The sequence below is a fragment of the Nonomuraea sp. NEAU-A123 genome, from assembly GCF_018603905.1.
In the GTDB taxonomy this organism is placed as follows: domain Bacteria; phylum Actinomycetota; class Actinomycetes; order Streptosporangiales; family Streptosporangiaceae; genus Nonomuraea.
In genome coordinates, this window is the sequence record NZ_JAHFZZ010000005.1 from 36,544 (window position 1) to 59,514 (window position 22,971).

Sequence of the window (22,971 nt, forward strand, 5' to 3'; positions counted from 1 at the left end):
TGAGAGTCGGTCTGAATGGGGGAGGACTAACGCTTATGGCGATGACGGGTGTGGTGAAGGACGAGCTGAGCCGCCTGCCAGTGCTGAAGCCTTGCTGCCGGAAGGCGGAGGTGTCCACGCTGTTGCGGTTCGCCAGTGGGCTGCACCTGGTGGGCGGGCGCATCGTGATCGAGGCGGAGCTCGACACCAACGCCACCGCGCGGCGGCTGATCAAGGACATCGGGGAGGTGTTCGGTCACAAGGCCGAGGTGCTCGTGCTGGCACCCGCCGGGCTGCGCAAGGGGTCGCGCTATGTCGTGCGCGTCTACCGCGACGGTGAGGCGCTGGCCCGGCAGACGGGCCTGATCGACAACCACGGGCGCCCGGTCCGCGGCCTGCCTCGCCAGGTGGTGGCGGGGGCCGCCTGCGACGCCGAGGCCGCGTGGCGCGGGGCGTTCCTGGCGCACGGCTCGCTGACCGAGCCGGGGCGCTCCATGTCGCTGGAGGTCACCTGCCCGGGGCCCGAGGCGGCGCTGGCGCTGGTGGGCTCGGCGCGCCGGCTCAAGATCCACGCCAAGGCGCGGGAGGTGCGCGGCGTCGACCGGGTGGTGGTGCGTGACGGCGACGCCATCAGCGCGCTGCTCACGCGACTCGGGGCGCACGACAGCGTGCTGGCCTGGGAGGAGCGGCGGATGCGCCGCGAGGTGCGGGCCACGGCCAACCGGCTGGCCAACTTCGACGACGCCAACCTGCGCCGCTCGGCGCGGGCGGCGGTGGCGGCGGGGGCACGGGTGCAGCGGGCGCTGGAGATCCTGGGTGACGAGGCGCCCGACCATCTGGTGATCGCGGGGCGGCTGCGGGTGGAGCACAAGCAGGCGTCTCTGGAGGAGCTGGGGCAGATCGCGGATCCGCCGCTGACCAAGGACGCGATCGCCGGACGTATCCGGCGGTTGCTGGCGATGGCCGACAAACGCGCGACCGACCTGGGCATCCCCAACACCGAGGCCAACCTCACCGTGGACATGCTCTCCCAGTAGAGGTCTTTATGCGGCTCTGTCTGGCTTGGTGGTGTCTACGGGCCCGGTAAAGCCGTCTTCTGCGCGGGTCGGTGGCTGCCGTGCGTTCGTCCTGTGCGGGTTCTCCCCGTGCGCGTCCTGCCGTCAAGGCTCTTCATGCTTTACGGCACGGCACGGTGGGCGCCAACCGCCGTCGTGAGCTGGGCCCTGTCCAGGGGAACGCTCCTCCGGTGAGGGGGCTTCTCACCGTGACGTGCGGGTTCGCTGGCCGATTCCGTGGATCGGGCTTGTGCGCCGAGTCCGTTGGTCGGGCTTGTGCCTCGAGTCCGTGGATCGGCTGGTGCGTCGTTTCAGGCGCGGCCCGTGTCCCTTGGGGTGAAGAGGTCGCCGGTGGGGCGTGGGGGGCTGGTGGGGCTTTGGAGGGGCTCGAAGGGGGCTCGGTACTCCGGTTCGGCGGGGGTCGGGTCCTCGGGCGGGGTGACGGAGGTTTGGCGGGCTCGGACGCGGCCCACGCGTATGCGTACGAGCAGATAGGCCGTCAGGGCCGCCGCGGCCAGGGGCAGCCAGGGCTCCCAGGAGTCCTTCAGCGAGGACCAGAGGTTCGCCAGCTCGCTCGGGAAGGTGGTTCTGAGCCGGTCGAGGCTCAGGTCCGGCTCGCCGCCGGTGCTCGTCGCGCGGGCGGTGGTCCAGCCCAGGGCCACCGCCGCGATCGCGCAGAGGGCTGACCACCACGGCAGGACCCGGCTGCTCGATCTGACCAGGCATACCAGGAGGGACAGGAGGAGAGCCATGGCGAAGGCGATCGCGGTCATCGCCCAGAGACCGTCGCCGGCGGCCAGGAAGGCAGCCGGAATGAAGCGGGCTCCGTAGTGGAGTGCCGCCGCCTGTGCGATGGTGCAGATGAGCGTGGCTATGAAGCCCACGACCAGGCCAGACAGCAGCCCGGACCTAGGTTGTGACATCTCAGCCCCCAGAGAATGCCCGAATTTACTCCGACGAGTCGGGCACTTTACTCGAAGCTCACAAATTGCGCGGCCGGATCGCGGATTCGCGCTAAGGGGAGTCCAGTGGTCTAAACCAATTTGGGTCCGATAGGGTTTGTCATTGAGGTTTTCAGCTCGCCATCACGTACGAGGAGATCGGTTCCCGTGAGCATCCGCGTAGGCGTCAACGGCTTCGGCCGCATCGGCCGCAACTTCTGGCGTGCGGTGGCCGCCAGTGGCAAGGACATCGAGATCGTTGCGGTCAACGACCTGACCGACAATGCGACGCTCGCCCACCTTCTGAAGTACGACAGCATCCTCGGCCGCCTGCCTTACGAGGTGAAGGTCGCCGGCGACGAGATCATCGTCGACGGCAAGGCGATCAAGGTCTTCGAGGAGCGCGACCCGGCCAAGCTGCCGTGGGCCGACCTCGGCGTCGACGTGGTGCTGGAGTCGACCGGCCTGTTCACCGACGCCGCCAAGGCCAAGGTGCACGCCGACAACGGCGCCAAGAAGGTCATCATCTCCGCCCCGGCGAAGAACGAGGACGTCACGATCGTGATGGGTGTCAACGACAACACCTATGACGCCACCAAGCACACGATCATCTCCAACGCCTCCTGCACCACCAACTGCCTGGCTCCGCTGGCGAAGGTCCTCAACGACGCCTTCACCATCGAGAAGGGCCTGATGACCACCATCCACGCCTACACGCAGGACCAGAACCTGCAGGACGGCCCGCACAAGGACCTGCGCCGCGCCCGCGCCGCCGCCGTCAACGTGGTGCCCACCTCGACCGGTGCGGCCAAGGCCATCGGCCTGGTGCTGCCCGAGCTCAAGGGCAAGCTCGACGGGTTCGCGATGCGCGTGCCGATCCCCACGGGCTCGGCCACCGACCTGACCGTCGAGGTCGGCCGTGACGTGACCGTCGAAGAGGTCAACGCCGCGTTCAAGGCCGCCGCCGAGGGGCCGCTCAAGGGCGTGCTCAGCTACACCGAGGACGAGATCGTCTCCAGCGACATCGTCACCGACCCGCACTCCTGCATCTTCGACGCCGGCCTGACCAAGGTCATCGGCAACCAGGTGAAGGTCGTCGGCTGGTACGACAACGAGTGGGGCTTCTCCAACCGCCTCGTCGACCTCATCCAGCTGGTGGGCGCGGACCTCTGATGCGTACGCTCGACGATCTCGACGTGAAGGGTCGGCGCGTGCTCGTACGCGCCGACCTCAACGTCCCACTCGACGGTGAGACGATCACCGACGACGGCCGCATCCGCGCGTCGGTGCCGACGATCAAGGCGCTGACCGGCGCGGGCGCGAAGGTCGTCGTCTGCGCTCACCTGGGCCGCCCCAAGGGCCGCCCGACACCCGGCCTCTCGCTGAAGCCGGTCGCCGAACGCCTCGCCGAGCTGCTCGGCGAGGACGTGGCCTTCGCCACCGACGTGGTCGGCGACAGCGCGCACGGCGTCGTCGACGCGCTGCGGGAGGGCCAGGTCGCCCTGCTGGAAAACCTGCGGTTCGAGCCGGGCGAGGAGTCCAAGGACGACGCCGAGCGGGGCGCGTTCGCCGAGAAGCTGGCCGGACTCGCCGAGCTCTACGTGGGCGACGGCTTCGGTGCGGTGCACCGCAAGCACGCCAGCGTCTACGACGTGCCCCGGCTGCTGCCGCATGCGGCGGGCGGGCTCATCGTGGCCGAGGTCGAGGTGCTCAAGAAGCTCACCGAGGACACCGAGCGCCCTTACGTGGTGGTGCTGGGCGGCGCCAAGGTCTCCGACAAGCTCGGCGTCATCGCCAACCTGCTGGCCAAGGTCGACCGGCTGCTGATCGGCGGCGGCATGGCCTACACCTTCCTCAAGGCTCAGGGCTACGAGGTCGGCAAGTCGCTGCTCCAGGAGGACCAGCTCGACCAGGTGCGCGGCTTCCTCAACGAGGCCGCCGAGCGTGGCGTCGACCTCGTGCTGCCCGTCGACGTGCTGGCCGCGACCGGCTTCGCCGAGGACGCGCCGTACGACGTGGTCGAGGCCACCGCCATCCCGGCCGACCGCGAGGGGCTCGACATCGGTCCCAAGACCCGTGAGCTGTTCGCGGCCAAGCTGGCCGACGCCAAAACTGTCTTCTGGAACGGCCCCATGGGCGTCTTCGAGTTCGACGCCTTCTCCGGCGGCACCCGGGCCGTGGCCGAGACGCTGATCAGGGCCGACGCCCTGACAGTGGTCGGCGGCGGCGACTCGGCGGCGGCCGTGCGCAAGTTCGGCCTGCCCGAAGACGGCTTCTCGCACATTTCCACCGGTGGCGGAGCGAGCCTCGAATATCTCGAAGGCAAGACCCTCCCCGGACTCGCCGCCTTGGAGGACTGACCGTGAGAAAGCCGCTCTTCGCCGGCAACTGGAAGATGAACCTCAATCACCTCGAGGCCATCTCTCTGGTCCAGAAGCTCGCCTTCGCGTTCACCGACAAGGACTTCGACCGGGTGGAGGTGGCCGTCCTGCCGCCTTTCACCGACCTTCGCAGCGTCCAGACGCTCGTCGACGGCGACAAGCTGCGCATCGTCTACGGCGCGCAGGACCTGTCCCAGCACGAAGCGGGCGCCTACACCGGCGAGATCTCGGGCGCGATGCTGGCCAAGCTGAGCTGCACGTTCGTCCTGGCCGGCCACTCGGAGCGGCGTCAGTATCACCACGAGGACGACGACCTGGTCAACGCCAAGGCGCAGGCGGCACTCCGCCACTCGCTCACGCCGATTCTGTGCGTGGGCGAGGGCCTGCCCGTGCGCCAGGCGGGCGAACACGTGTCACACTGCCTGAACCAGCTTGACGGTGGACTGCGCAAAATCTCCGCTGAGCAGGCACAATCGATGGTAGTGGCCTACGAGCCGGTGTGGGCGATCGGCACCGGCGAGGTGGCCACTCCCGAGGACGCCCAAGAGGTCTGTGCGGCACTGCGAGGCAGACTCGCTGAGCTGTACAACGCCGAAGTGGCCTCAGCAGTACGTATCCTCTACGGAGGGTCAGTAAAGTCAGGCAACATCGCAGGGATCATGGCTCAACCCGATATCGACGGCGCGCTCGTGGGCGGTGCCAGCATCGATGCCGGGGAGTTCGTAAAGATCTGCCGTTTCTCCGATATGTCCGGCTAACTGAGTCGTTCCGGGGGTGCGACTTGACAACAAGCCGTACCCTCTAGAGGCAAGTTTGAATCGTCACGCGTGACAGAGCATTGAAGGACTAGGCATACCGTGGAAATCGGAATCTCCATCGCCCTCATCTTGGCGAGCTGTCTCATGATCCTGCTCGTCCTGCTCCACAAGGGCAAGGGTGGCGGCTTGTCTGACATGTTCGGCGGCGGTTTCTCGTCGAACTTCGGTGGTTCCTCGGTGGTGGAGCGTAACCTCGACCGGTTGACCGTCATCACGGGCACCGTCTGGTTCGTCTGCATCATCGCTCTGGGCCTGCTTCTCAGGCCCTGAGTCAGGTTGACGCGTGACAGTGATTCTCCCCCCGTGTGTCACGGGGCGATCGAGCGAGGAGTTCATCCGTGGGTAGTGGCAACGCGATCCGTGGCAGCCGTGTCGGCGCCGGCCCGATGGGGGAGGCCGAGCGCGGCGAGGCAGCTCCGAGAGTGCGGGTCTCGTTCTGGTGCGCCAACATGCATGAGACGCGTCCCAGCTTCGCCAGCGACGCGGCGGTGCCCGAAATGTGGGACTGCCCACGCTGCGGTCTCCCGGCCGGCCAGGACGAGCAGGCCCCGCCTGCCCCGCCCCGGAACGAGCCGTACAAGACGCACCTCGCTTATGTGAAGGAGCGCAGGAGCGACAAGGACGGCAAGGCGATCCTCGAGGAAGCACTGGAGCGTCTCCGCAACAACAAGTCTCCCTGGTAGGACCAGCAGGGCCTTGTCATCTCAGAGGTACATACGTCAGAAGGGCCCCGGCACTGCGCCGGGGCCCTTCTGACGTTGTGGCGTAACTCCAGGGGCGGTCAGGGGCCTGGTTGGCGCCGTAGGGCTGAGACGTGTTCGCGGACCTGGTCCAGGCGGCGTTCGAGCTCTGGGAGGAAGCGGGGGTCGAGCGACTCCCGGTCCGTGGTCAGGCGGTGGGCGGCTTCCGCCGCGACCTGTTCCACCAGCCGGAGTACGTCGGCTCGGCCGCTGAGGTAGCCCTCCCGTACCGCGGCGGCGTGCTCGGCGGCTAGGTCGTGGTCCACCCCTGTGGTGTCCAGGTCCAGCAGGTCGCGCACTCCCGAGGCGCCGATGGTGAACGCCAGCGGCCACACCAGCCCCGCCAGGTCGGTCCAGTGAAGCGGTACGGGCAGCAACCACCCGCAGACCGCGAGGATCGACGCCAGCCAGGCCACGGCCGCGATCCGTCGTCCCGGCCCCAGGTCGCGCCAGTACACGACCGTCAGCGGGACGGCGAAGAGCATGCAGTGCAGGAACGGCATCCGGGTGAGCCCCCCGGCGGCCATCGTGCGCATGAGCGACGTCGAGACCAGCGCGTCACCGTCGTCGCGCAGGCCAGCGCCGCGACGGCCCACGTTCGCCGCATCACCATGTCAGCCTCCGTTCGAGTCGGAGGCGACCGTACCTGGGAAAAGTGCGCGTTCCGCAGGGCTACCCCTCGTGTACGGCGACGCCGTCCACGAACGTCATGCGCGCCCGAGTCGTCCAGATGTCGCGCTCCGGCAGCTCGAACGGGTCGCGGTCCAGGACGACCAGGTCCGCCGGGCGGCCCGGCTCGATCACGCCGGCGGGTGAGCGGTTGATCCAGGCCGAGCCCGCCGTATACGCCGTCAGCGCGGTCGCCAGGTCGAGGCGCTGGCCGGGCAGGAACGGGGTCTGCGCCGTCGGATAGCCGGCATGCACCGAGCCGCCGGGCTCCGTGCGGTTGACGGCCACGTGCATGCCCTGCAGCGGATCGGCGCTCGACACCGGCCAGTCGCTGCCCGCGCAGAACCTCGTGCCGTGGGCGAGCAGGTCGGCGAAGGGGTACTGCCACGAGGAGCGGGGCTCGCCCAGGAACGGCAGCGTCAGCTCGTCCATCTGCGCGTGGTGGGTCGCCCAGAGCGGCTGCAGGTTGGCCGTCACGCCGAGCGCGGCGAAGCGCGGCACGTCCGACGGCTCGATGATCTGCAGGTGGGCGATGTGGTGCCGGTTGGCGGGGGAGGTGCCCTCAAGGCTGTCGAGCGCCTCGCGGACGGCCCGCTCGCCGATCGCGTGGACGTGCACCTGGAAGCCGAGCCGGTCCAGCTCGGCCACGTACGTCCTGAGCTTGCCCGGGTCGACGTAGGACAGGCCCGTGCCGCCGCAGAGGCAGTACGGCTCCAGCGTCGCGGCCGTGAAGTTCTCCGTGATGCCGTCCTGCATGATCTTCACCGAGGTTGCGCGGAACCGGTCCAGCCCCTCCGCCGAGGCGCGCCGCGCGGCCAGGTCGTCGAGCTGGTCGAGACCACGGGTCCTGTCCCACCACAGCGCGCCCACCACGCGGGCCCGCAGCCTGCCGGAGCCGGCCGCCGACACGTACGTGGGCAACTGGTCCACCGAGCCCGCGTACGAGCCGACGATGGCGTCCTGCCAGCCGGTGATGCCGAGCGAGAACAGGTACCGCTCCGCCTCCGCGAGCGCCCGGTCCAGGTCCTGGGCGGCGGGGCGGGGAGTGAGGAGGCCGACGAGGTCCATCGCGCCTTCGTGCAGGACGCCGCTGGGCGTGCCGTCGGCGTCGCGCTCGATCCGGCCGTCGGCGGGGTCGGGGGTGCCGGCGGTGACGCCGGCCAACTCCAGGGCGCGGGCATTGACCCAGGCGGCATGGTGGTCACGCTGGATGAGGTAGACGGGCCGGTCGGCGAAGGCGAGCTGGTCGCGGTGCGGCAACCCACCAGGGAAGGCCGACATGTCCCACCCACCGCCATCGATCCACTCTTTTTCAGGATTTTTCGCCGCATAGTCGGCGATCTTCGCCAAATAGGCATCGAGTCCGTAAATTTCGGATAGATCGCACTTGGCGCGCTCCAGGCCCGCCTGCACCGGATGCACATGGGCATCGGTGAACCCGGGCACCAGCAGGCCGCCCGCCAGGTCCACGGTCTCGTGGCCCGGCGCAAGCCGTACCAGCTCCCGCTCGTCTCCCACAGCGGCGATCACGCCGTCGCGGACCAGCACGGCCTCGGCGAAACCAGCCTCGGCGAAATCGGTCTTCGCGGTGAAGACGCGGCCCCCTCGGAAAAGCGTGTTCAAGATGTGCTCCCTGGTGGTCAGTGGCCGGTGATGAGGTCGGCCACGCGGGCCAGCACGGACGTGCGCGGCATCGACCGCTCCCGGTGGTCGGCCATCCGGTACAAGCGGTACATCGCGTGCACCCCCAGCCAGCGCAGCGGCTCCGGCTCCCAGGCCCGCACCCGGCGCCCCACCCACGGCAGCTCCGTCAGCGCCGTCCGCTCGCCCAGCACGAGGTCGCGCAGCGTACGGCCGGCCAGGTTCGCCGTCGTCACCCCGTGGCCGGTGTAGCCGCCCGCCCAGCCGAGGCCGGTGGCCGGGTCGACGTGCACGGTCGAGCACCAGTCGCGCGGCACCCCCAGCACCCCCGACCACGCGTGCGCCACCGAGGAGGACGCCGCGGCGGGGAAGAAGTCGATCAGCAGCTCCCAGAGCGCCTGGACCGTCCGCTCGTGCGTGTGCCCCCTGGCGTCCACCCGCGAGCCGTACAGGTACGGCCGGCCGCGCCCGCCGAAGGCGATGCGGTCATCGGCGGTCCGCTGCGCGTACATGTAGTAGTGGGCCATGTCCCCGAGCAGCTCGGACCCCTGCCAGCCGACCGTCTCCCAGAAGGAGGCGGGCAGCGGCTCGGTGACGATCAGCGAGCTGTTCATCGGCAGCCACTGCCGCCGCAGCCCCTTCAACTGCGCGGTGAACCCCTCGGTCGCGCGGAGCACGTGACGTGCCCGGACCGTCCCGAACGGCGTCACGGCCCGCCCCGGGGCGATCTCCGTGACGGGCGTCCGCTCGTAGACGGTCACCCCGAGATCCCGGACGGCCCCCGCCAGCCCCTGTACGAGCTTGGCGGGCTGGATCCGCGCGCAGTGCGGGCTCCAGGAGGCGGCCACGGCGCCAGCCACCCGCAGCCGCTCCGCGGGATCGACCAGCCGCAGGTCCGCCTCCTCGATGCCCCAGGCGCGGGCGGCCGACACCGAGGCCCGCAGCCGGGCCGCCTGGGCGGGAGTGCGGGCCACGTTGACCACGCCGCCCTTGACGACGTCGGCGTCGATGGCCTCCTTCTCGCAGACCCCGATCACCTCGTCGATCGAGGCGTACATCTCGCGCTGCAGCCGCCGCGCCGCATCCACCCCGTGCGTGCTGGCATAGCGCTGGTGCGACCCGGCCAGGTCGCCGGTCAGCCAGCCGCCGTTGCGCCCCGAGGCCCCGAACCCGGCGAAGTCCTTCTCCAGCACCACCACGTTCAGCGACGGCCGGGCCTGCTTGAGGTAGTAGGCGGTCCACAATCCTGTGTAGCCCGCACCGACGATCACCACGTCCGCTTGGAGGTCGCCGTCGAGGCGTGGACCAGGGGAAGGCGCGCCGGAAGAGCGGTACCAGAAGGAGACGTCGCCGTTCACGAATCCGGACGACAGGGAGACTTGCGCGTTCATGGCCGTTATCCTCCTATACGCCGCATCTCGCTACGAAATTCGCATTCGAAACACGGCGGTAGCGGCCAGGTAACACCGCCCCGGCATCCTCTTCGTATGGGATTCTTGCGCATTCGCACGACGGTGGACGAGCGTCCGGGACGGCTGGCCTCCCTGGCCGCGGCCCTGGCCGACAGGGGCGGCAACATCCTCGGCCTGAGCGTCCAGTCGGACGCGGACGGCACCGTCGACGAGTTCGTCGCCGACATCCCGGCCAGCCCGGAGGCCGTGCGCGAGGCCCTGGAAGGGGCGGGTGGACGCCGCGTCCAGGTGGTCCCCGCGACGGCGCACGAGCTGACCGACGAGCCCACCCGCGCGCTGCTGCTCGCCTCCCGGCTGCGGTCCATGCCGTGGCGGCTGCCGGAGTTCCTGGCCGAGCTGCTGCGCGCCGACGATGCCCGGTGGATCTATGGTGAAGCCGTGAGTGACCTTCCCGACCCGACCCTGCTCGTGGTGCCCGTAGCGCCCAAGCGGGCCGTCCGGCTGCGCCGCGCCGAGCTGCCCTTCACGCTGACCGAGGCGGCCAGGGCGGCCTCCTTCGTCCGGCTCGCGCAGCCGCCGGTCGAGCAGAGCGCCGGCGAGCCCGTGATCAGGCTGAGCGACGGTGAGGAGGTCACGGTCCGGCCGCTCACCTCGATCTACCGGGAGGCCATACGCGACCTGCACGACAGGTGCTCGCCCGAGGCCCGCAGGTTCCGCTACTTCACCTCGATGCCCGCGCTGCCGGCGCGGATGTTCGACCAGCTCTGCGACCGCAGCCGCGGCCACTCGATCGTCGCCGGGCACGACGGCCAGGTGGTGGCCATGGCCTCCTTGATGTTCACTCCCGATCCCGGCATCGCCGAGATGGCCTTCCTGGTCGAGGACCGCTGGCAGGGGCGCGGTCTGGGCACGGCATTGGCCCGCTCGCTGGTGCGCGAGGCGCGTGATCTCGGCTACGCCGAGGTCAGGGCCACGATGCTGTCCGACAACGTACGGATGCGGCGGCTCCTGCTGTCGCTGGGCGCCACGATCGGCTACACCGAGGACCCGGGCGTGATGGAGGCCAGGCTGCCGGTCGGCGCGCTGGCGTCAGCCTGACGCGCTCTCGCCTGGTTTGTGGTCACCTTCGTCCGGCCCGGATTCCTGTTCTGACGGTTCCGGGTCGGACGCCGCCTGGTCAGGCTGCTGGATGCCCAGGTGGCGCTCGATGCGGTCGAGGCTCTCCTGGATCTGGGTGAGCCGCTCGCCGAGCATCGTGCCGGCGGCGAAGAACATCTCGCTCGGCCGCTCCTTCGACCCCTGGCCGACCCGGGTGAGCACGCGGTGCCGCAGGTCGCCCAGCTCCACGCCGCCGTCCACGATCGCGCGGACGGCGACCCCCTCGCCCTCCCTGATCACCCCGAGCAGGATGTGCTCGGTGCCGATGTAGTTGTGGCGTAGCTGCAGGGCCTCGCGCAGCGAGAGCTCCAGGACCTTCTTGGCGCGCGGGGTGAACGGGATGTGCCCGCTCGGCGCCGTGTCGCCCTGGCCCACTTCGCGCTCGACGTACGCGCGCACGTTCCCCAGGTCGACGCCGAGGCTGTCGAGCGTCAGTGCCGCCACGCCCTCGCCCTCGTGAATGAGGCCGAGCAGGATGTGTTCCGTGCCGATGTAGTTGTGGCTCAGCATCCGCGCCTCTTCCTGGGCGAGGACGACGACCCTTCGGGCACGGTCGGTGAAGCGCTCGAACACCGGTGGCCCTCCGTTCGAGTGGCGTGCCTCCACTATGCGCTACAAACCAGCGGATGTGGGGTATTTGACCAGTGTGGATCTTGACGAGGTGGCCGGTCGCCTGTATGCGCTCCCGCCGTCCGAGTTCACCGCCGCGCGCGAGGGCGAGGCCCGCGCCGCCAAGGACGCGGGCGACGTACGGCTGGCCCGCGACATCGCCGGACTGCGTAAGCCCACGGTGTCCGCGTCGGCCGTGAACCGGCTGGTCCGCGAGCATCCGGACGACCTCGGCGAGCTGCTGGCGCTCGGGGAGCGGTTGCGCGAGGCGTGGGAGGCGCACGACGCCGAGGCGCTGGCGGAGCTGACCCGGCGGCGCGGCGAGCTGGCGGGGCTCCTGTCCCGGCTGATCAGGCGGGACACCGGCCTGTCGGCCGCCGCGGCGACCGAGGCCGAGCAGACGCTCGACGCCGCCGTCGTGGACGCGGGCGCGGCCGAGGAGGTACGGCGCGGCCGGCTGGCCAAGCCGCTCAGCTACAGCGGCTTCGCTCCGGCCCCGGTGCCGCGCGGCAGACCTGCCAAAAAGCCGGCGGACTCGGCGGCCGAGGCGAAACAACGAGAAGAGGCCGAGGCCAGGAAGGCCGCCGAACGGCAGCAGGCGCAGAACGCCCACCGGGAGTGGGTCGCCGCCCTGGAACAGGTCGTACAGGAGCGCGACGAGCGCGCCGAGCGGGTCGCCCGGCTGGAGCGGAAGCTGGCCAAGGCCCGCAAGAGGCTCGCCGAGAGCACCCAGCGGATGGAGGTCGCCCAACGGGAAGAGCGGCACGCGCGGCAGCGGGCGGAGCGTTAGGTTATGGTGTACGAAACGGTTTCGTACACCTGGAGTGGTGATGAGGACCTGGACCCCCGCCGACATGCCCGACCTGAGCGGCAAGACGGCCATCGTGACCGGCGCCAACAGCGGCATCGGCCTGCCCACCGCACTCGAGCTCGCCAAGCACGGCGCCCGCGTCATCGTGGCCACCCGCTCGGCCACCAAGGGCGGCGCGGCCGTCGAGGAGATCCGCCGGGCCGTCCCCGGCGCCGAGGTCGAGCACGGCACGCTGGACCTGGCCGACCTCGCCTCGGTCAGGAGCTTCGCGGCCGGCGTCGACCGGGTGGACCTGCTGGTCAACAACGCGGGCATCGGCATGATCCCGCGGCAGCTGACCCGTGACGGCTTCGAGCTGCAGTTCGGCACCAACCACCTGGGCCACTTCGCGCTCACCGGCCTGCTGCTGCCCCTGCTGCTGTCGCGGCCCGGCGCGCGGGTGGTCACCGTCTCCAGCGACGCGCACAAGGCCGGCAAGCTGGACCTCGACGACCTGGGCCTGGAGCACGGTTACAAGAAGATGAGCTCCTACGGCCGCTCCAAGCTGGCCAACCTGCTCTTCGCCCTGGAGCTCCAGCGACGCGCTCAGCGGTCCCAGGTGGACCTGGTCAGTGTCGCCACCCATCCTGGTGTCACGGCCACCAACTTCTTCACGCTGGGGCCGCTACAGCCCCTCATGGGGGTGTTCCTGAAGAGCGCGGCGGCCGGTGCGGTGTCCTCCCTGTACGCGGCCACCTCGCCGGAGATCCACGGCGGGGAGTACGTCGGCCCCAAGACCCAGCTGCTCACGCCGTCGGAGGCGGCCCGCTCCGAGCGGCTCGCCGCCGATCTGTGGGAGGTGTCCACACGGCTGACCGGCGTACGATTCGAGGAGATCACCTACAGCTGAAGGACGTGCACGTGGCGCCACTCGACCCCGAGCGGGAGCGGGCCATCCTCGATGCGACGCTGGAGCTGCTGTCGGAGATGGGCTACGACCGCATGTCGGTCGATCAGATCGCCAAGCGGGCCAAGGCCAGCAAGGCCACCATCTATCGCCGGTGGGCGGGCAAGCCGGAGCTGGTGGTCGACGTCATCTGCTGCCGGTTCGACATGGACACGCCGCCCGTCGACGACACCGGCTCGCTGCGCGGCGATCTCGCCTCGGTGTTCGGCGGCCTGTGCGGGGCCGTCGAACGCAAGCACGGCCTCATCATGGGGCTGTCCTCGACGCTGGTCTCCCACCAGGAGTTGGCCAGGACGTTGCGCGAGCACATGCCGGCCAAGGACCTGGGCGGGGTGGAGGCGCTGCTGGCGCGGGCCAGGAAGCGCGGCGACCTGCCGGGGCCGGTGGATCCGGGCCGGCTGTTCGGGGTGGCGGAGGCGCTGGTCTGGCACCGCATGATCTTCCTCGGGCCGCCGTTCGACGAGTCCTTCGTCGCGGACTCGGTGGACATGGTCCTGCTGCCGCTGGTCCACGCCTGGGCGAGATAAGCCCCACAAAACCTCACATCTTTATGTGAAATTTCGCCCCAAACCCTGTTTTGGGGCGAAATGGCGGCCTTAGGGTCGTCGCCATGACGACCCCCACCGACGCCTTCATCGACGCCCTGCCCAAGGTGGAGCTGCATGTGCACCTGGTCGGCTCCGCCTCCGTGGCCACCGTCCTGGAGCTCGCCCGCCGCCACCCGGGCGGCCCGGTCCCCACGACGGAGGAGGGACTGCGCGCGTTCTACGCCTTCCGCGACTTCCCCCACTTCGCGCAGGTGTACCGAGCCGTCAACGCGCTGGTCCGCGAGCCGGAGGACGTCGCCACCCTCGTGCTCGGCCTGGCCCGCGACCTGGAGTCCCAAGGCGCCCGCTACGCCGAGTTACAGGTCACCCCGTACGCCCACAGCATCGTCGGGATGCCCGTGCGCGAGGTCACCGAGGCGCTCGACCTGGCCGCCCGCCGGTCCGTGACCGACCACGGGGTGGAGATGGCCTACATCTTCGACATCCCCGGCGAGTTCGGCGAGGAGGCGGCCAAGATCACGGTCATGCACGCTTTGGAGGAACCTCCCGCCGCATTGGTAGGTTTCGGCCTGGCCGGGATCGAGCAGAGCCGACCGCAGTACCGTGACGTCTTCCGGGACGCGTTCGCGGCGGCACGCGCGGCGGGGCTGCACAGCGTGCCGCACGGCGGCGAGATGACCGGTCCCGAGAGTGTCTGGGAGGTCATCGAGGGGCTGGGCGCCGAGCGCATCGGCCACGGCATCTCCTGCCTCCAGGACCCGCGCCTGGTGGCCTACCTGCGCGAGAGGCAGCTTCCGCTGGACGTCTGCCCGACGTCGAACGTCTGCACCGGGCAGGTGGCCCGCATCGAGGACCACCCGCTGCCCAGGCTGCTGGAGGAGGGGCTGTTCGTCACGCTGAACAGCGACGACCCGCCCATGTTCGCCACCACCCTGGCCGGCGAGTATCGCGTCGCCGCGCGCGTGTTCGGCCTCGGCGAGGCGGAGCTGGCGCGGCTCGCCCGCAACGGCGTGCAGGCGTCCTTCCTGGCGCCGGAGCGCAAGCAGGCCCTGCTGGCCGAGATCGACGCGCTGGCCGCCTGAAGCGGCTCAGGGGGAGGCGATGCGGCCCAGGCCCGGCGGGAGCTTGGCGGCGGCGGTCCGGTCGAGCAGGAACAGCGTCCGCCCCCGGCCCCTGGCCCCGGCGGCCGGCACCTGGACGGGCCCGGAGTCGGACAGCGCCAGTCGTACCGCGCCCGACTTCTCCTCGCCCGCCGCCACCACCCACACCTCGCGCGAGGCCTGGATCGTCGGCAGCGTCAGCGAGACGCGCGTGGGCGGCGGCTTGGGAGCGCCGTGGACGGCCACCACCGGCCGCGTGTCGTACAGCGCCGGCATCCCGGGGAACAGCGACGCCACGTGCGCGTCGGGCCCGATGCCGAGCAGCATCACGTCGAAGTTGGGCACCGGCCCGTGATCCTCCGGCCGGGCCGCCTTGCGCAGCTCGGCCGCGTAGGACTCGGCCGACTCCTCCGCCGACATCCCCGAATCGGGCCCGCGCATGACGTGCACCCGCTCGGGGTCGAGCTCGACGTGGTCGAGGAGCGCCTTGCGGGCGCCCGTCTCGTTGCGCTCGGGGTCGCCGGTCGGCAGGAAGCGCTCGTCGCCCCACCAGATGTCCAGGCGCTGCCAGTCGACCGCGTCGCGCGCCGGCGTGGCGGCGATCGCGGCCAGCGTCGCGTGGCCGACCGTGCCACCGGTCAGGACCAGCGACGCCGAGCTCTTGGCCGACTGCACGTCGACCAGCCGGGTGATGATCCGCGCCGCCACGGCCTTGGCGAGGACGTCGCCGTCACGATGGACGACCACATTGGGAACGCTCACGAGCTCACTCTTTCACGATCGGCGGCCACCGGCCGTGCGCGACCCCCCATGACAGGGCCCACGCCGGCCGGTGGGAGAGGCGTCAGGACTTGTGCGTGCGGGCCAGCCGCTTGATCGCCACCCCATAGATCTCGTCGGAGTCGAGCCGCCGCAGCTCCTCCGCCAGCAGCTCGGAGGTCTGCCGCCGGGACAGGGCCACGATCCGGTCCGGCTGGCCGGGCCGCGACAGCGTCGCCAGCCTGGCGTCGCTCCTGGACACCGCCAGCTCGCCGTCGGTCATCGTGAGCCGTACGGCGGTGAGGCCGGGCCCGTTGGACTCGGTCACCTTGACCGGCGCGCCGAGGCGTTCCGACAGCCACGCGGCCAGCAGCGGCGCGCTCGGGTTGCCCTCGGACGCCTCGACGGAACCCTTGCGCAACTGGCCCGCGGGCTGGTCGAAGGCCGCCGCCAGCAGGCTGCGCCACGGCGTCAGCCGGGCCCAGGACAGGTCCGTGTCGCCGGGGGCGTAGCCCTTGGCCCTGGTCACCAGCGACTTGATCCCGCCGTCGTGCGCGGATCTGGCGTCGGAGATGCGCCGCTGGGCGAGCATCCCGATCGGGTCCTTGGACATCACCTCGGGCGCCAGGCCCGGCCACCAGGCCACGACCGGCGTGTCGGGCAGCAGCAGCGGGCTGACCACCGAGTCGGCGTGCTCGGTCAGCTCGCCGTACAGCCTCAGCACGACCACCTCGCCCGGCGTGGACTCGCCGATGCGCAGCTCCGCGTCGAGCCGGTTGGTCTCGTCGGACTCGCGGTTGATCACCACGATGATGCGCGAGGGGTGCTCGCGGGCCGCCTCGCTGGCCGCGCGCAGCGAGTCGTACTGGTCGCGCTCCTCGCAGACCACGACCAGCGTCAGCACCATCCCTATGGCGGGCGCGCCCATCTGGTGGCGCAGGTGCGTGAACTGCGCGGAGATCTTCCCCGCCGTCGTGTCGGTGAGCATAAAGGTGGTCATCAGAGTCTCCTCCACACGCGGCCGTCGCGCGCCATCATCGCGTCGGCGGACTCCGGTCCCCATGCGCCGGACGGGTAGCCCTCGGGCTGACCCTGCGTGGCCCAGAAGTCCTCGATCGGGTCGAGGATCTTCCACGACAGCTCGACCTCCCGCTGGTGCGGGAAGAGCGGCGGATCGCCGATCATCACGTCGAGCAGCAGCCGCTCGTACGCCTCGGGAGACGACTCCAGGAACGACTCCCCATAGGCGAAGTCCATCGAGACGTCGCGCACCTCCATGGCCGTGCCCGGCACCTTGGAGCCGAACCGCACGGTGATGCCCTCGTCCGGCTGCACCCTGATGACCAGCGCGTTCTGCCCGAGGATCTCGGTGTCGTCCTTGCTGAACGGCAGGTGCGGCGCCCGCTGGAACACCACGGCCACCTCGGTGACCCGGCGGCCGAGGCGCTTGCCGGCGCGCAGGTAGAACGGCACGCCCGCCCAGCGCCGGTTGGCGATCTCCAGCTTGATGGCCGCGTACGTCTCAGTGGTGGAGTCGGCGGAGATGCCGTCCTCCTGCAGATAGCCGACGACCTTCTCGCCGCCCTGCCAGCCCGCGTCGTACTGGCCGCGCGCGGTGTTGAGCCCCAGGTCGGACGGCAGTTGTACGGCCTTGAGCACCTTCTCCTTCTCCCGGCGCAGCGCGGAGGCGTCGAAGGACGTCGGGTCCTCCATCGCCACCAGGGCGAGCAGTTGGAGCAGGTGGTTCTGGATCACGTCGCGGGCCGCGCCGATGCCGTCGTAATAGCCGGCCCGGCCGCCGATGCCGATGTCCTCGGCCATGGTGATCTGCACGTGGTCGACGTAGCTACGGTTCCAGATGGGCTCGTAGAGGTTGTTGGCGAACCTCAGGGCCATGATGTTCTGGACGGTCTCCTTGCCCAGGTAGTGGTCGATCCTGAAGATCGAGCTCTCCGGGAAGGCCGAGGTGGTGATCTCGTTCAGCTCGTGCGCCGACTTCAGGTCGTGCCCGAACGGCTTCTCGATCACCACGCGCCGCCACGACCCGTCGGGCGCGTCGGACAGCCCGGTCCGCTTGAGCTGCTCCACCACCACGGGGAAGAACTTCGGCGGCACGGACAGATAGAACGCATAATTGCCGCCGGTGCCCCGGGTCTCGTCGATCTCCTTCAGCGCCATCGCCAGCGCGTCGAACGCGCCGTCGTCGGAGAACTCGCCGGGCACGAAGTGGATGCCCTCGCGCAGCTGCTTCCAGACCTCCTCGCGGAAGGGCGTCCTGGCGTGCGCCTTGACGGCGTCATGGGTCACCTGGGCGAAGTCCTGGTCCTTCCAGTCACGCCTGGCGAACCCGACCAGCGAGAAACCGGGCGGCAGCAGCCCCCGGTTGCCCAGGTCGTAGATGGCCGGCAGCAGCTTGCGCTTGGCCAGGTCTCCCGTCACGCCGAACAGCACCATGACACAAGGTCCCGCCACCCGCGGCAGCCGCTTGTCGCGCGGATCGCGCAGCGGATTGGCGGCCGCCACCTCGATGGTGGTGGCGGTGCCCGCGGCTGAGGTGGCTATGGTCGCCGCCACTGTGCCGTCAAGGGTGGCGGCCTCCTCCGGAGGTGCTTCGGGGTCTGTCATCTCAAGCCTCCTGTGCGGCTGCGAGCAGGTGCGCGACTCCAGCCGCGCGATCGGTCAAATGCAGGCGTACGATCGGCCGCCCGCGCTGCAGCAGTGCCCCGAGGTCGCCGAGCGCCTGCGCGAGCTGCAGCTCACCCAGCGTGTACGGCCTGCCGGGCACCGGCACGTCGTCGGCCACGGCACCGGTGATCTGCAGGAACACCCCGTTCTGCGGGCCGCCCTTGTGATACTGGCCGGTGGAGTGCAGGAACCGCGGCCCCCACCCGAAGGTGACCGGCCGGTCGGTGCGCAGGGCCAGCAGCGCCCGGAGCGTGGCCGGGTCGGCCGCCATCCACGCGTCGGTCATCTGCTCGAAGTCCGCGCCTTCAGGGACGAACACATCGAAGGCCGACAGCCGGTCCAGGTAGGCCATCACGGACAGGTAGCCGTCATCGGGCACCGCGTGGAGCAGCTCGGCCAGCACGCCGGGCAGATCCTTGGCCTTGGTCGAGCCGTAGACCTCCACGGGCCCGTCGACCAGCACCGGCTCGCCCAGCGGCAACTCCTCCATGTCGAGCAGCGCGGCCGTGCTGGCCTTGGACTCGGCCACGTCCGGCTGGTCGAACGGGTCGATCTCCAGCAGCAGCCCGGCCACGGCCGTGGCGTACTCCCAGATGAGGAACTGCGCGCCGAGCGGCCCGTCGACGCGCACGTCGCCGTCGTCGGAGTCGATCCCGACGATCAGCTCGTCACGGGCGCCGTTCGGCTCGGCGCCGACGACCGGCAGGATGCCCACGCCGTTCTTGCCCGTGGACTCGGCGACGAGCTGCTCGATCCACTCGGGCAGTCCGCTGATCGAGGACAGCCGGTCGTCGAGAATCAGCTTGTCGCGTCCGGCGAGCGCCGCTCCGCCGAGCGCCGCGCCCAGGTCGAGCCCGGGGTTGCCGACGTCGAGCGAGAGCAGGGGCAGGACCTCCTCGGCGTCGTCGAGCAGCCGTTTCACGTCGGCTCCGGCCAGCGCGCTCGGCACCAGGCCGAACGCCGACAGCGCCGAGTAGCGGCCGCCCACGTCGGGCGCGGCCAGCACCAGGGGGTAGCCGGCGTCCACGGCCGCCTGCTCCAGCGGCGAGCCCGGGTCGGTGACGACCACGATCCGGCCGGCCGGGTCGATGCCCGCCTCGCGGAAGAGCTCCTCGTAGACGCGCAGATGGCTGTCGGTCTCGACCGTCGAGCCGCTCTTGCTGGCCACGACCAGGATCGTGGTGTCGAGCGGCTCCTCCAGCGCCCGCCGTACCTGGCCTGGGTCGGTGGTGTCCAGGACGGTCAGCGGGACGTCGGCGGTCGCGCAGATCACCTCGGGCGCCAGCGACGAACCGCCCATGCCGGCCAGCACCACGTTGGTCAGGCCCTCGGCACGCGCCCGCTCGGCCAGCTTGCCGAGCTCGGGCAGCAGCTCGCGCGAAGTGCGGGGCAGGGTCAGCCAGCCCAGCCGGACGGCCGCCACCGCCTCCGCGTCCGTGCCCCACAGCGTGGGATCGCCGGCGGCGAGCCGCGCGGGCACGCCGTCGGCGACGAGCCGCCCCGCGGCGGAGGAGGCGGCGTCGGCCACCCCCTCCTCGCGGTACGAGACGGTCATCAGGGGACCAGGTTCTTGCTGACGCTCTCGAGGAGTTCGTTCCAGGAGGTCTCGAACTTCTCCACGCCCTCGTCCTCCAGCACCTTGACCACGTCGTCGTAGTCGACGCCCGCCTCCTTGAGCGCGGCCATGGTGTTCCACGCGTCCTCGTAGAAGGGGCGCACGGTGTCGCCGGTGATGGTGGCGACGGCGGCGGTCGCGTCGAGCGTCTTCTCCGGCATCGTGTTGACCGTGCCGGGGGCGACGAGCTGGTCGACGTACATCGTGGGCGAGTAGTCGGGGTTCTTGACGCCGGTCGAGGCCCACAGCGGGCGCTGCGGGCGGGCACCGGCGGTGCGCAGCCGCTGCCAGCGCTCGGAGTTCATCACTTCCTCGAAGGCGGCGTAGGCCAGGCGCGCGTTGGCGATGCCGGCCTTGCCCTTGAGCTCCGGCTTGCCGAGCTGGTCGAGCCGCTTGTCGATCTCGGTGTCGACCCGGCTGACGAAGAACGACGCCACCGACTCGATCGTGGCCAGGTTGAGGCCCTTGGCCTGAGCGGCCTCCAGACCGGCCAGCCAGGCGTCCATGACCGCGCGGTAGCGCTCCAGCGAGAAGATCAGCGTGACGTTGACGCTGATGCCCTCGGAGATCGCCTGCGTGATCGCGGGCAGTCCCTCGAGCGTCGCGGGGATCTTGATGAACAGGTTGGGCCGGTCGACCAGCCACCACAGCGCCCGCGCCTCGGCCACGGTCTTCTCGCTCTCGCGGGCCAGCCGAGGGTCGACCTCCAGCGAGACGCGCCCGTCGACGCCGCCGGTGGCGTCGTAGACCGGGCGCAGCACGTCGGCGGCCCAGCGGATGTCGTAGGCGGTGATGGCGCGTACGGCCTCGCCGATCTCGACGCCGCGTACGGCCAGGTCGTGCAGCTGGGCGTCGTAGGCGTCGCCCTTGCTGAGCGCGCCGGCGAAGATGGTCGGGTTGGAGGTGACGCCCACCACGTTCTTCTCGCGGATCAGCTGCTCCAGGTTGCCCGTGCGCAGCCGCTCCCGGCTGATGTCGTCCAGCCAGATGGACACGCCCTGGCCGGAGAGCTTGTTGAGGATCTCACTCATTTTCGTTCAGTTTCCCGTCGTCTCGCCCTTGTCGTGACCCAGTTTGGCGAGGCTCGCCTTGGCCGCCGCGGCCACGCGCTCCGCCGTCAGCCCGAATTGCTCGTACAGCGTCTTATACGGTGCGGACGCGCCGAAGTGTTCAAGGCTGACGACTTCCCCCTTTTCGCCGACGAACTCTCGCCAGCCAAGGGCGATGCCCGCCTCGACCGCGACCCGGGCCTTGATCGCTGACGGCAGAACAGTCTGCCGATACGCAATGTCCTGCCCGTTGAACCACTCGACACACGGCATCGACACGACCCGTGTCGGGATGCCCTGGGCTTCGAGCAGTTCGCGGCCGTTCACGGCCAGCTCCAGCTCGCTGCCCGTGCCGATGAGGATCACCTGGGGCTGCCCGTCGGACGCCTCGTGCAGGATGTAGCCGCCCTTGGCCACGCCCTGGGCGCTGGTGCCCTCGAAGACCGGCAGGTTCTGCCGGGTCAGGGCGAGCGCGGCGGGCCGGTCGAAGTGCTGGAGCACGGTCTGCCAGGCGTAGGCCGTCTCGTTGGCGTCGCCGGGGCGCACCACGTCGAGGCCAGGGATCGCGCGCAGCGCCCACAGGTGCTCGACCGGCTGGTGGGTCGGTCCGTCCTCGCCCAGTCCGATGGAGTCGTGCGTCCACACGTAGGTGACCGGCAGCTTCATCAGCGCCGCCAGGCGCACCGAGGGGCGCATGTAGTCGGAGAAGACCAGGAACGTGCCGCCGTACGGCCGGGTGCCGCCGTGCAGGGCGATGCCGTTGAGAATGGCGCCCATGCCGTGCTCGCGGATGCCGAAGTGCAGCGTGCGGCCGTAGCGGTTACCGGGGAAGTCCTTGGTCTGGTACTCCTCGGGGATGAAGGACGGCTCGCCCTTCATCGTGGTGAGGTTGGACTCGGCCAGGTCGGCCGAGCCGCCCCACAGCTCGGGCAGCACCGGCGCGAGCGCGGTGAGCACCTCGCCGGACGCCTTGCGGGTGGCGACCGAGCCGCCCTTGTCGAACGTGGGCAACGCCTCGGTCCAGCCGGCGGGCAGCTCGTGGCGGGAGATCCGGTCCAGCTCGGCGGCGCGCTCGGGGTTGGCCGCGCGCCAGGCTTCGTAGCCCTTCTGCCAGGCGGCGTGCGCCTCGTGGCCCCTGTGTGCCACCTCGCGCGCGTGCTCCAGCACCTCGGCGGGCACGTCGAAGCTCTTGTCGGGGTCCATGCCGAGGACCCGCTTGGTGGCGGCGACCTCGTCGGCGCCGAGGGCGGAGCCGTGGATCTTGCCGGTGTTCTGCTTGTTCGGGGCGGGCCAGCCGATGATCGTGCGCAGGCGGATGAACGACGGCCGGTCGGTCTCGGCGCGCGCCGACTCCAGCGCCGCGTGCAGCGCCTGGACGTCCTCGACGTAGTCGCCGGTCTCGGTCCAGTCGACGCTGAGCGTGTGCCAGCCGTAGGCCTCGTAGCGCTTGACCACGTCCTCGGACTTCGCGATCAGCGTGTCGTCCTCGATGGAGATGTGGTTGTCGTCGTAGATGACGATCAGGTTGCCCAGTTTCTGGTGGCCGGCGATCGCGCTGACCTCGTGGCTGATGCCCTCTTCGATGTCGCCGTCGCTGACCATGCACCAGATGTGGTGGTCGAACGGCGAGGTGCCCACCTCGGCGTCGGGGTCGAACAGACCGCGCTCGCGACGGGCCGCCATGGCCATGCCGACGGCGTTGCCCAGGCCCTGGCCGAGCGGGCCCGTGGTGGTCTCCACACCGGCCGTGTGCCCGTGCTCGGGGTGCCCGGGGGTCAGGCTGTCCCACTGGCGCAACCGCTTGAGGTCGTCCAGGCCGAGTCCGTATCCGGACAGGAACAGCTGGATGTACAGGGTCAGGCTGGAGTGCCCGCACGACAGGACGAAACGGTCACGCCCGAGCCACGTGGGATCCGTGGGGTCGTGGCGCATCGCGTGCTGGAACAGCAGGTACGCGGCGGGAGCCAGGCTCATGGCGGTGCCCGGGTGACCCGAACCCGCCTTTTCGACTGCGTCCATGGCCAGGGCTCGAACGACGTCGACCGCTTGCTTGTC

At 70.3% G+C, this 22,971-nt stretch carries 21 protein-coding genes and 1 pseudogene; 11 read left to right on the forward strand and 11 right to left on the reverse strand.

All coding sequences use genetic code 11. The features are described 5' to 3' along the window. Nucleotides 1-35: 35 nt before the first annotated feature. Nucleotides 36-1,016, forward strand: coding sequence for a DNA-binding protein WhiA (gene whiA, locus KLK06_RS15855; RefSeq protein ID WP_214636242.1), 981 nt, complete (start codon nt 36-38; stop codon nt 1,014-1,016). A 329-nt stretch (nt 1,017-1,345) separates the two neighbouring features. Here the strand turns inward: whiA and KLK06_RS15860 are convergent, their stop codons facing one another. Continuing rightward, the gene (locus KLK06_RS15860) at nt 1,346-1,957 is read right to left on the reverse strand and encodes a hypothetical protein (protein WP_214636243.1); all 612 of its coding nucleotides are present in this window, start codon (nt 1,955-1,957) and stop codon (nt 1,346-1,348) included. Nucleotides 1,958-2,143: 186 nt separating this feature from the next. Here KLK06_RS15860 and gap point away from each other — a divergent pair, with 186 nt between their 5' ends. From gap to KLK06_RS15885, 5 genes are all read left to right on the forward strand, one after another. After that, nucleotides 2,144-3,148, forward strand: a complete 1,005-nt coding sequence (gap, locus tag KLK06_RS15865) for a type I glyceraldehyde-3-phosphate dehydrogenase (protein WP_214636244.1) — start codon at nt 2,144-2,146, stop codon at nt 3,146-3,148. Next, nucleotides 3,148-4,335: a phosphoglycerate kinase gene (gene pgk / locus KLK06_RS15870; protein ID WP_214636245.1), complete on the forward strand. Its 1,188-nt coding sequence runs from the start codon at nt 3,148-3,150 to the stop codon at nt 4,333-4,335. The genes gap and pgk overlap by 1 nt, the downstream gene beginning before the upstream one ends. Next, complete coding sequence (gene tpiA / locus KLK06_RS15875) at nt 4,332-5,114, forward strand: triose-phosphate isomerase (protein WP_214636810.1); 783 nt, start codon at nt 4,332-4,334, stop codon at nt 5,112-5,114. The genes pgk and tpiA overlap by 4 nt, the downstream gene beginning before the upstream one ends. 99 nt (nt 5,115-5,213) lie before the next feature. Continuing rightward, nucleotides 5,214-5,444, forward strand: coding sequence for a preprotein translocase subunit SecG (secG, locus tag KLK06_RS15880; RefSeq protein ID WP_214636246.1), 231 nt, complete (start codon nt 5,214-5,216; stop codon nt 5,442-5,444). A 68-nt stretch (nt 5,445-5,512) separates the two neighbouring features. Further along, complete coding sequence (locus tag KLK06_RS15885) at nt 5,513-5,857, forward strand: RNA polymerase-binding protein RbpA (protein ID WP_214636247.1); 345 nt, start codon at nt 5,513-5,515, stop codon at nt 5,855-5,857. Between the two features lie 98 nt (nt 5,858-5,955). Here the strand turns inward: KLK06_RS15885 and KLK06_RS15890 are convergent, their stop codons facing one another. The 3 genes from KLK06_RS15890 to KLK06_RS15900 form a co-directional block, all read right to left on the reverse strand. Beyond that, nucleotides 5,956-6,510 (reverse strand): hypothetical protein, encoded by a 555-nt coding sequence (locus KLK06_RS15890; RefSeq protein WP_214636248.1) that lies wholly within the window; start codon nt 6,508-6,510, stop codon nt 5,956-5,958. A 76-nt stretch (nt 6,511-6,586) separates the two neighbouring features. After that, nucleotides 6,587-8,206 carry an amidohydrolase gene (locus tag KLK06_RS15895; RefSeq protein WP_214636249.1) on the reverse strand — a complete coding sequence of 540 codons (1,620 nt, stop codon included), beginning with the start codon at nt 8,204-8,206 and terminating at the stop codon, nt 6,587-6,589. Between the two features lie 17 nt (nt 8,207-8,223). After that, nucleotides 8,224-9,615, reverse strand: coding sequence for an FAD-binding oxidoreductase (locus KLK06_RS15900; protein WP_214636250.1), 1,392 nt, complete (start codon nt 9,613-9,615; stop codon nt 8,224-8,226). A gap of 96 nt (nt 9,616-9,711) precedes the next feature. On the opposite strand from KLK06_RS15900, the gene KLK06_RS15905 reads away from it, so the two are divergent. Continuing rightward, on the forward strand, nt 9,712-10,734 hold the full coding sequence (locus tag KLK06_RS15905) for a GNAT family N-acetyltransferase (RefSeq protein WP_214636251.1): 1,023 nt from the start codon (nt 9,712-9,714) through the stop codon (nt 10,732-10,734). A 216-nt stretch (nt 10,735-10,950) separates the two neighbouring features. Here the strand turns inward: KLK06_RS15905 and KLK06_RS59895 are convergent. Beyond that, nucleotides 10,951-11,367 (reverse strand): annotated as a pseudogene (locus tag KLK06_RS59895) (Clp protease N-terminal domain-containing protein); the annotation flags it as partial. 64 nt (nt 11,368-11,431) lie between these two features. On the opposite strand from KLK06_RS59895, the gene KLK06_RS15915 reads away from it, so the two are divergent. The 4 genes from KLK06_RS15915 to add all read left to right on the forward strand — a co-directional run bounded on the left by KLK06_RS15915 (nt 11,432) and on the right by add (nt 14,790). Beyond that, nucleotides 11,432-12,193, forward strand: coding sequence for a hypothetical protein (locus KLK06_RS15915; RefSeq protein ID WP_214636253.1), 762 nt, complete (start codon nt 11,432-11,434; stop codon nt 12,191-12,193). Between the two features lie 40 nt (nt 12,194-12,233). Further along, on the forward strand, nt 12,234-13,103 hold the full coding sequence (locus KLK06_RS15920; RefSeq protein ID WP_214636254.1) for an oxidoreductase: 870 nt from the start codon (nt 12,234-12,236) through the stop codon (nt 13,101-13,103). Nucleotides 13,104-13,114: 11 nt separating this feature from the next. Next, the gene (locus tag KLK06_RS15925; RefSeq protein WP_214636255.1) at nt 13,115-13,687 is read left to right on the forward strand and encodes a TetR/AcrR family transcriptional regulator; all 573 of its coding nucleotides are present in this window, start codon (nt 13,115-13,117) and stop codon (nt 13,685-13,687) included. Nucleotides 13,688-13,770: 83 nt separating this feature from the next. After that, nucleotides 13,771-14,790, forward strand: coding sequence for an adenosine deaminase (add, locus tag KLK06_RS15930; protein ID WP_214636256.1), 1,020 nt, complete (start codon nt 13,771-13,773; stop codon nt 14,788-14,790). A 6-nt stretch (nt 14,791-14,796) separates the two neighbouring features. Here the strand turns inward: add and pgl are convergent, their stop codons facing one another. The 6 genes from pgl to tkt form a co-directional block, all read right to left on the reverse strand. Next, nucleotides 14,797-15,570: a 6-phosphogluconolactonase gene (gene pgl, locus KLK06_RS15935; protein WP_214636257.1), complete on the reverse strand. Its 774-nt coding sequence runs from the start codon at nt 15,568-15,570 to the stop codon at nt 14,797-14,799. Nucleotides 15,571-15,652: 82 nt separating this feature from the next. After that, complete coding sequence (locus tag KLK06_RS15940; protein ID WP_214636258.1) at nt 15,653-16,567, reverse strand: glucose-6-phosphate dehydrogenase assembly protein OpcA; 915 nt, start codon at nt 16,565-16,567, stop codon at nt 15,653-15,655. Beyond that, entirely contained in the window at nt 16,567-18,192 is a 1,626-nt protein-coding gene (gene zwf, locus KLK06_RS15945) for a glucose-6-phosphate dehydrogenase (RefSeq protein ID WP_250905533.1), read from the reverse strand. Before zwf ends, KLK06_RS15940 begins: the two co-directional genes overlap by 1 nt. Nucleotide 18,193: 1 nt before the next feature. Further along, nucleotides 18,194-19,807, reverse strand: a complete 1,614-nt coding sequence (locus KLK06_RS15950) for a glucose-6-phosphate isomerase (protein WP_214636259.1) — start codon at nt 19,805-19,807, stop codon at nt 18,194-18,196. After that, complete coding sequence (gene tal, locus KLK06_RS15955) at nt 19,807-20,898, reverse strand: transaldolase (protein ID WP_214636260.1); 1,092 nt, start codon at nt 20,896-20,898, stop codon at nt 19,807-19,809. The genes KLK06_RS15950 and tal overlap by 1 nt, the downstream gene beginning before the upstream one ends. Nucleotides 20,899-20,904: 6 nt before the next feature. Beyond that, entirely contained in the window at nt 20,905-22,935 is a 2,031-nt protein-coding gene (tkt, locus tag KLK06_RS15960) for a transketolase (RefSeq protein WP_250905534.1), read from the reverse strand. Nucleotides 22,936-22,971: the final 36 nt, after the last annotated feature.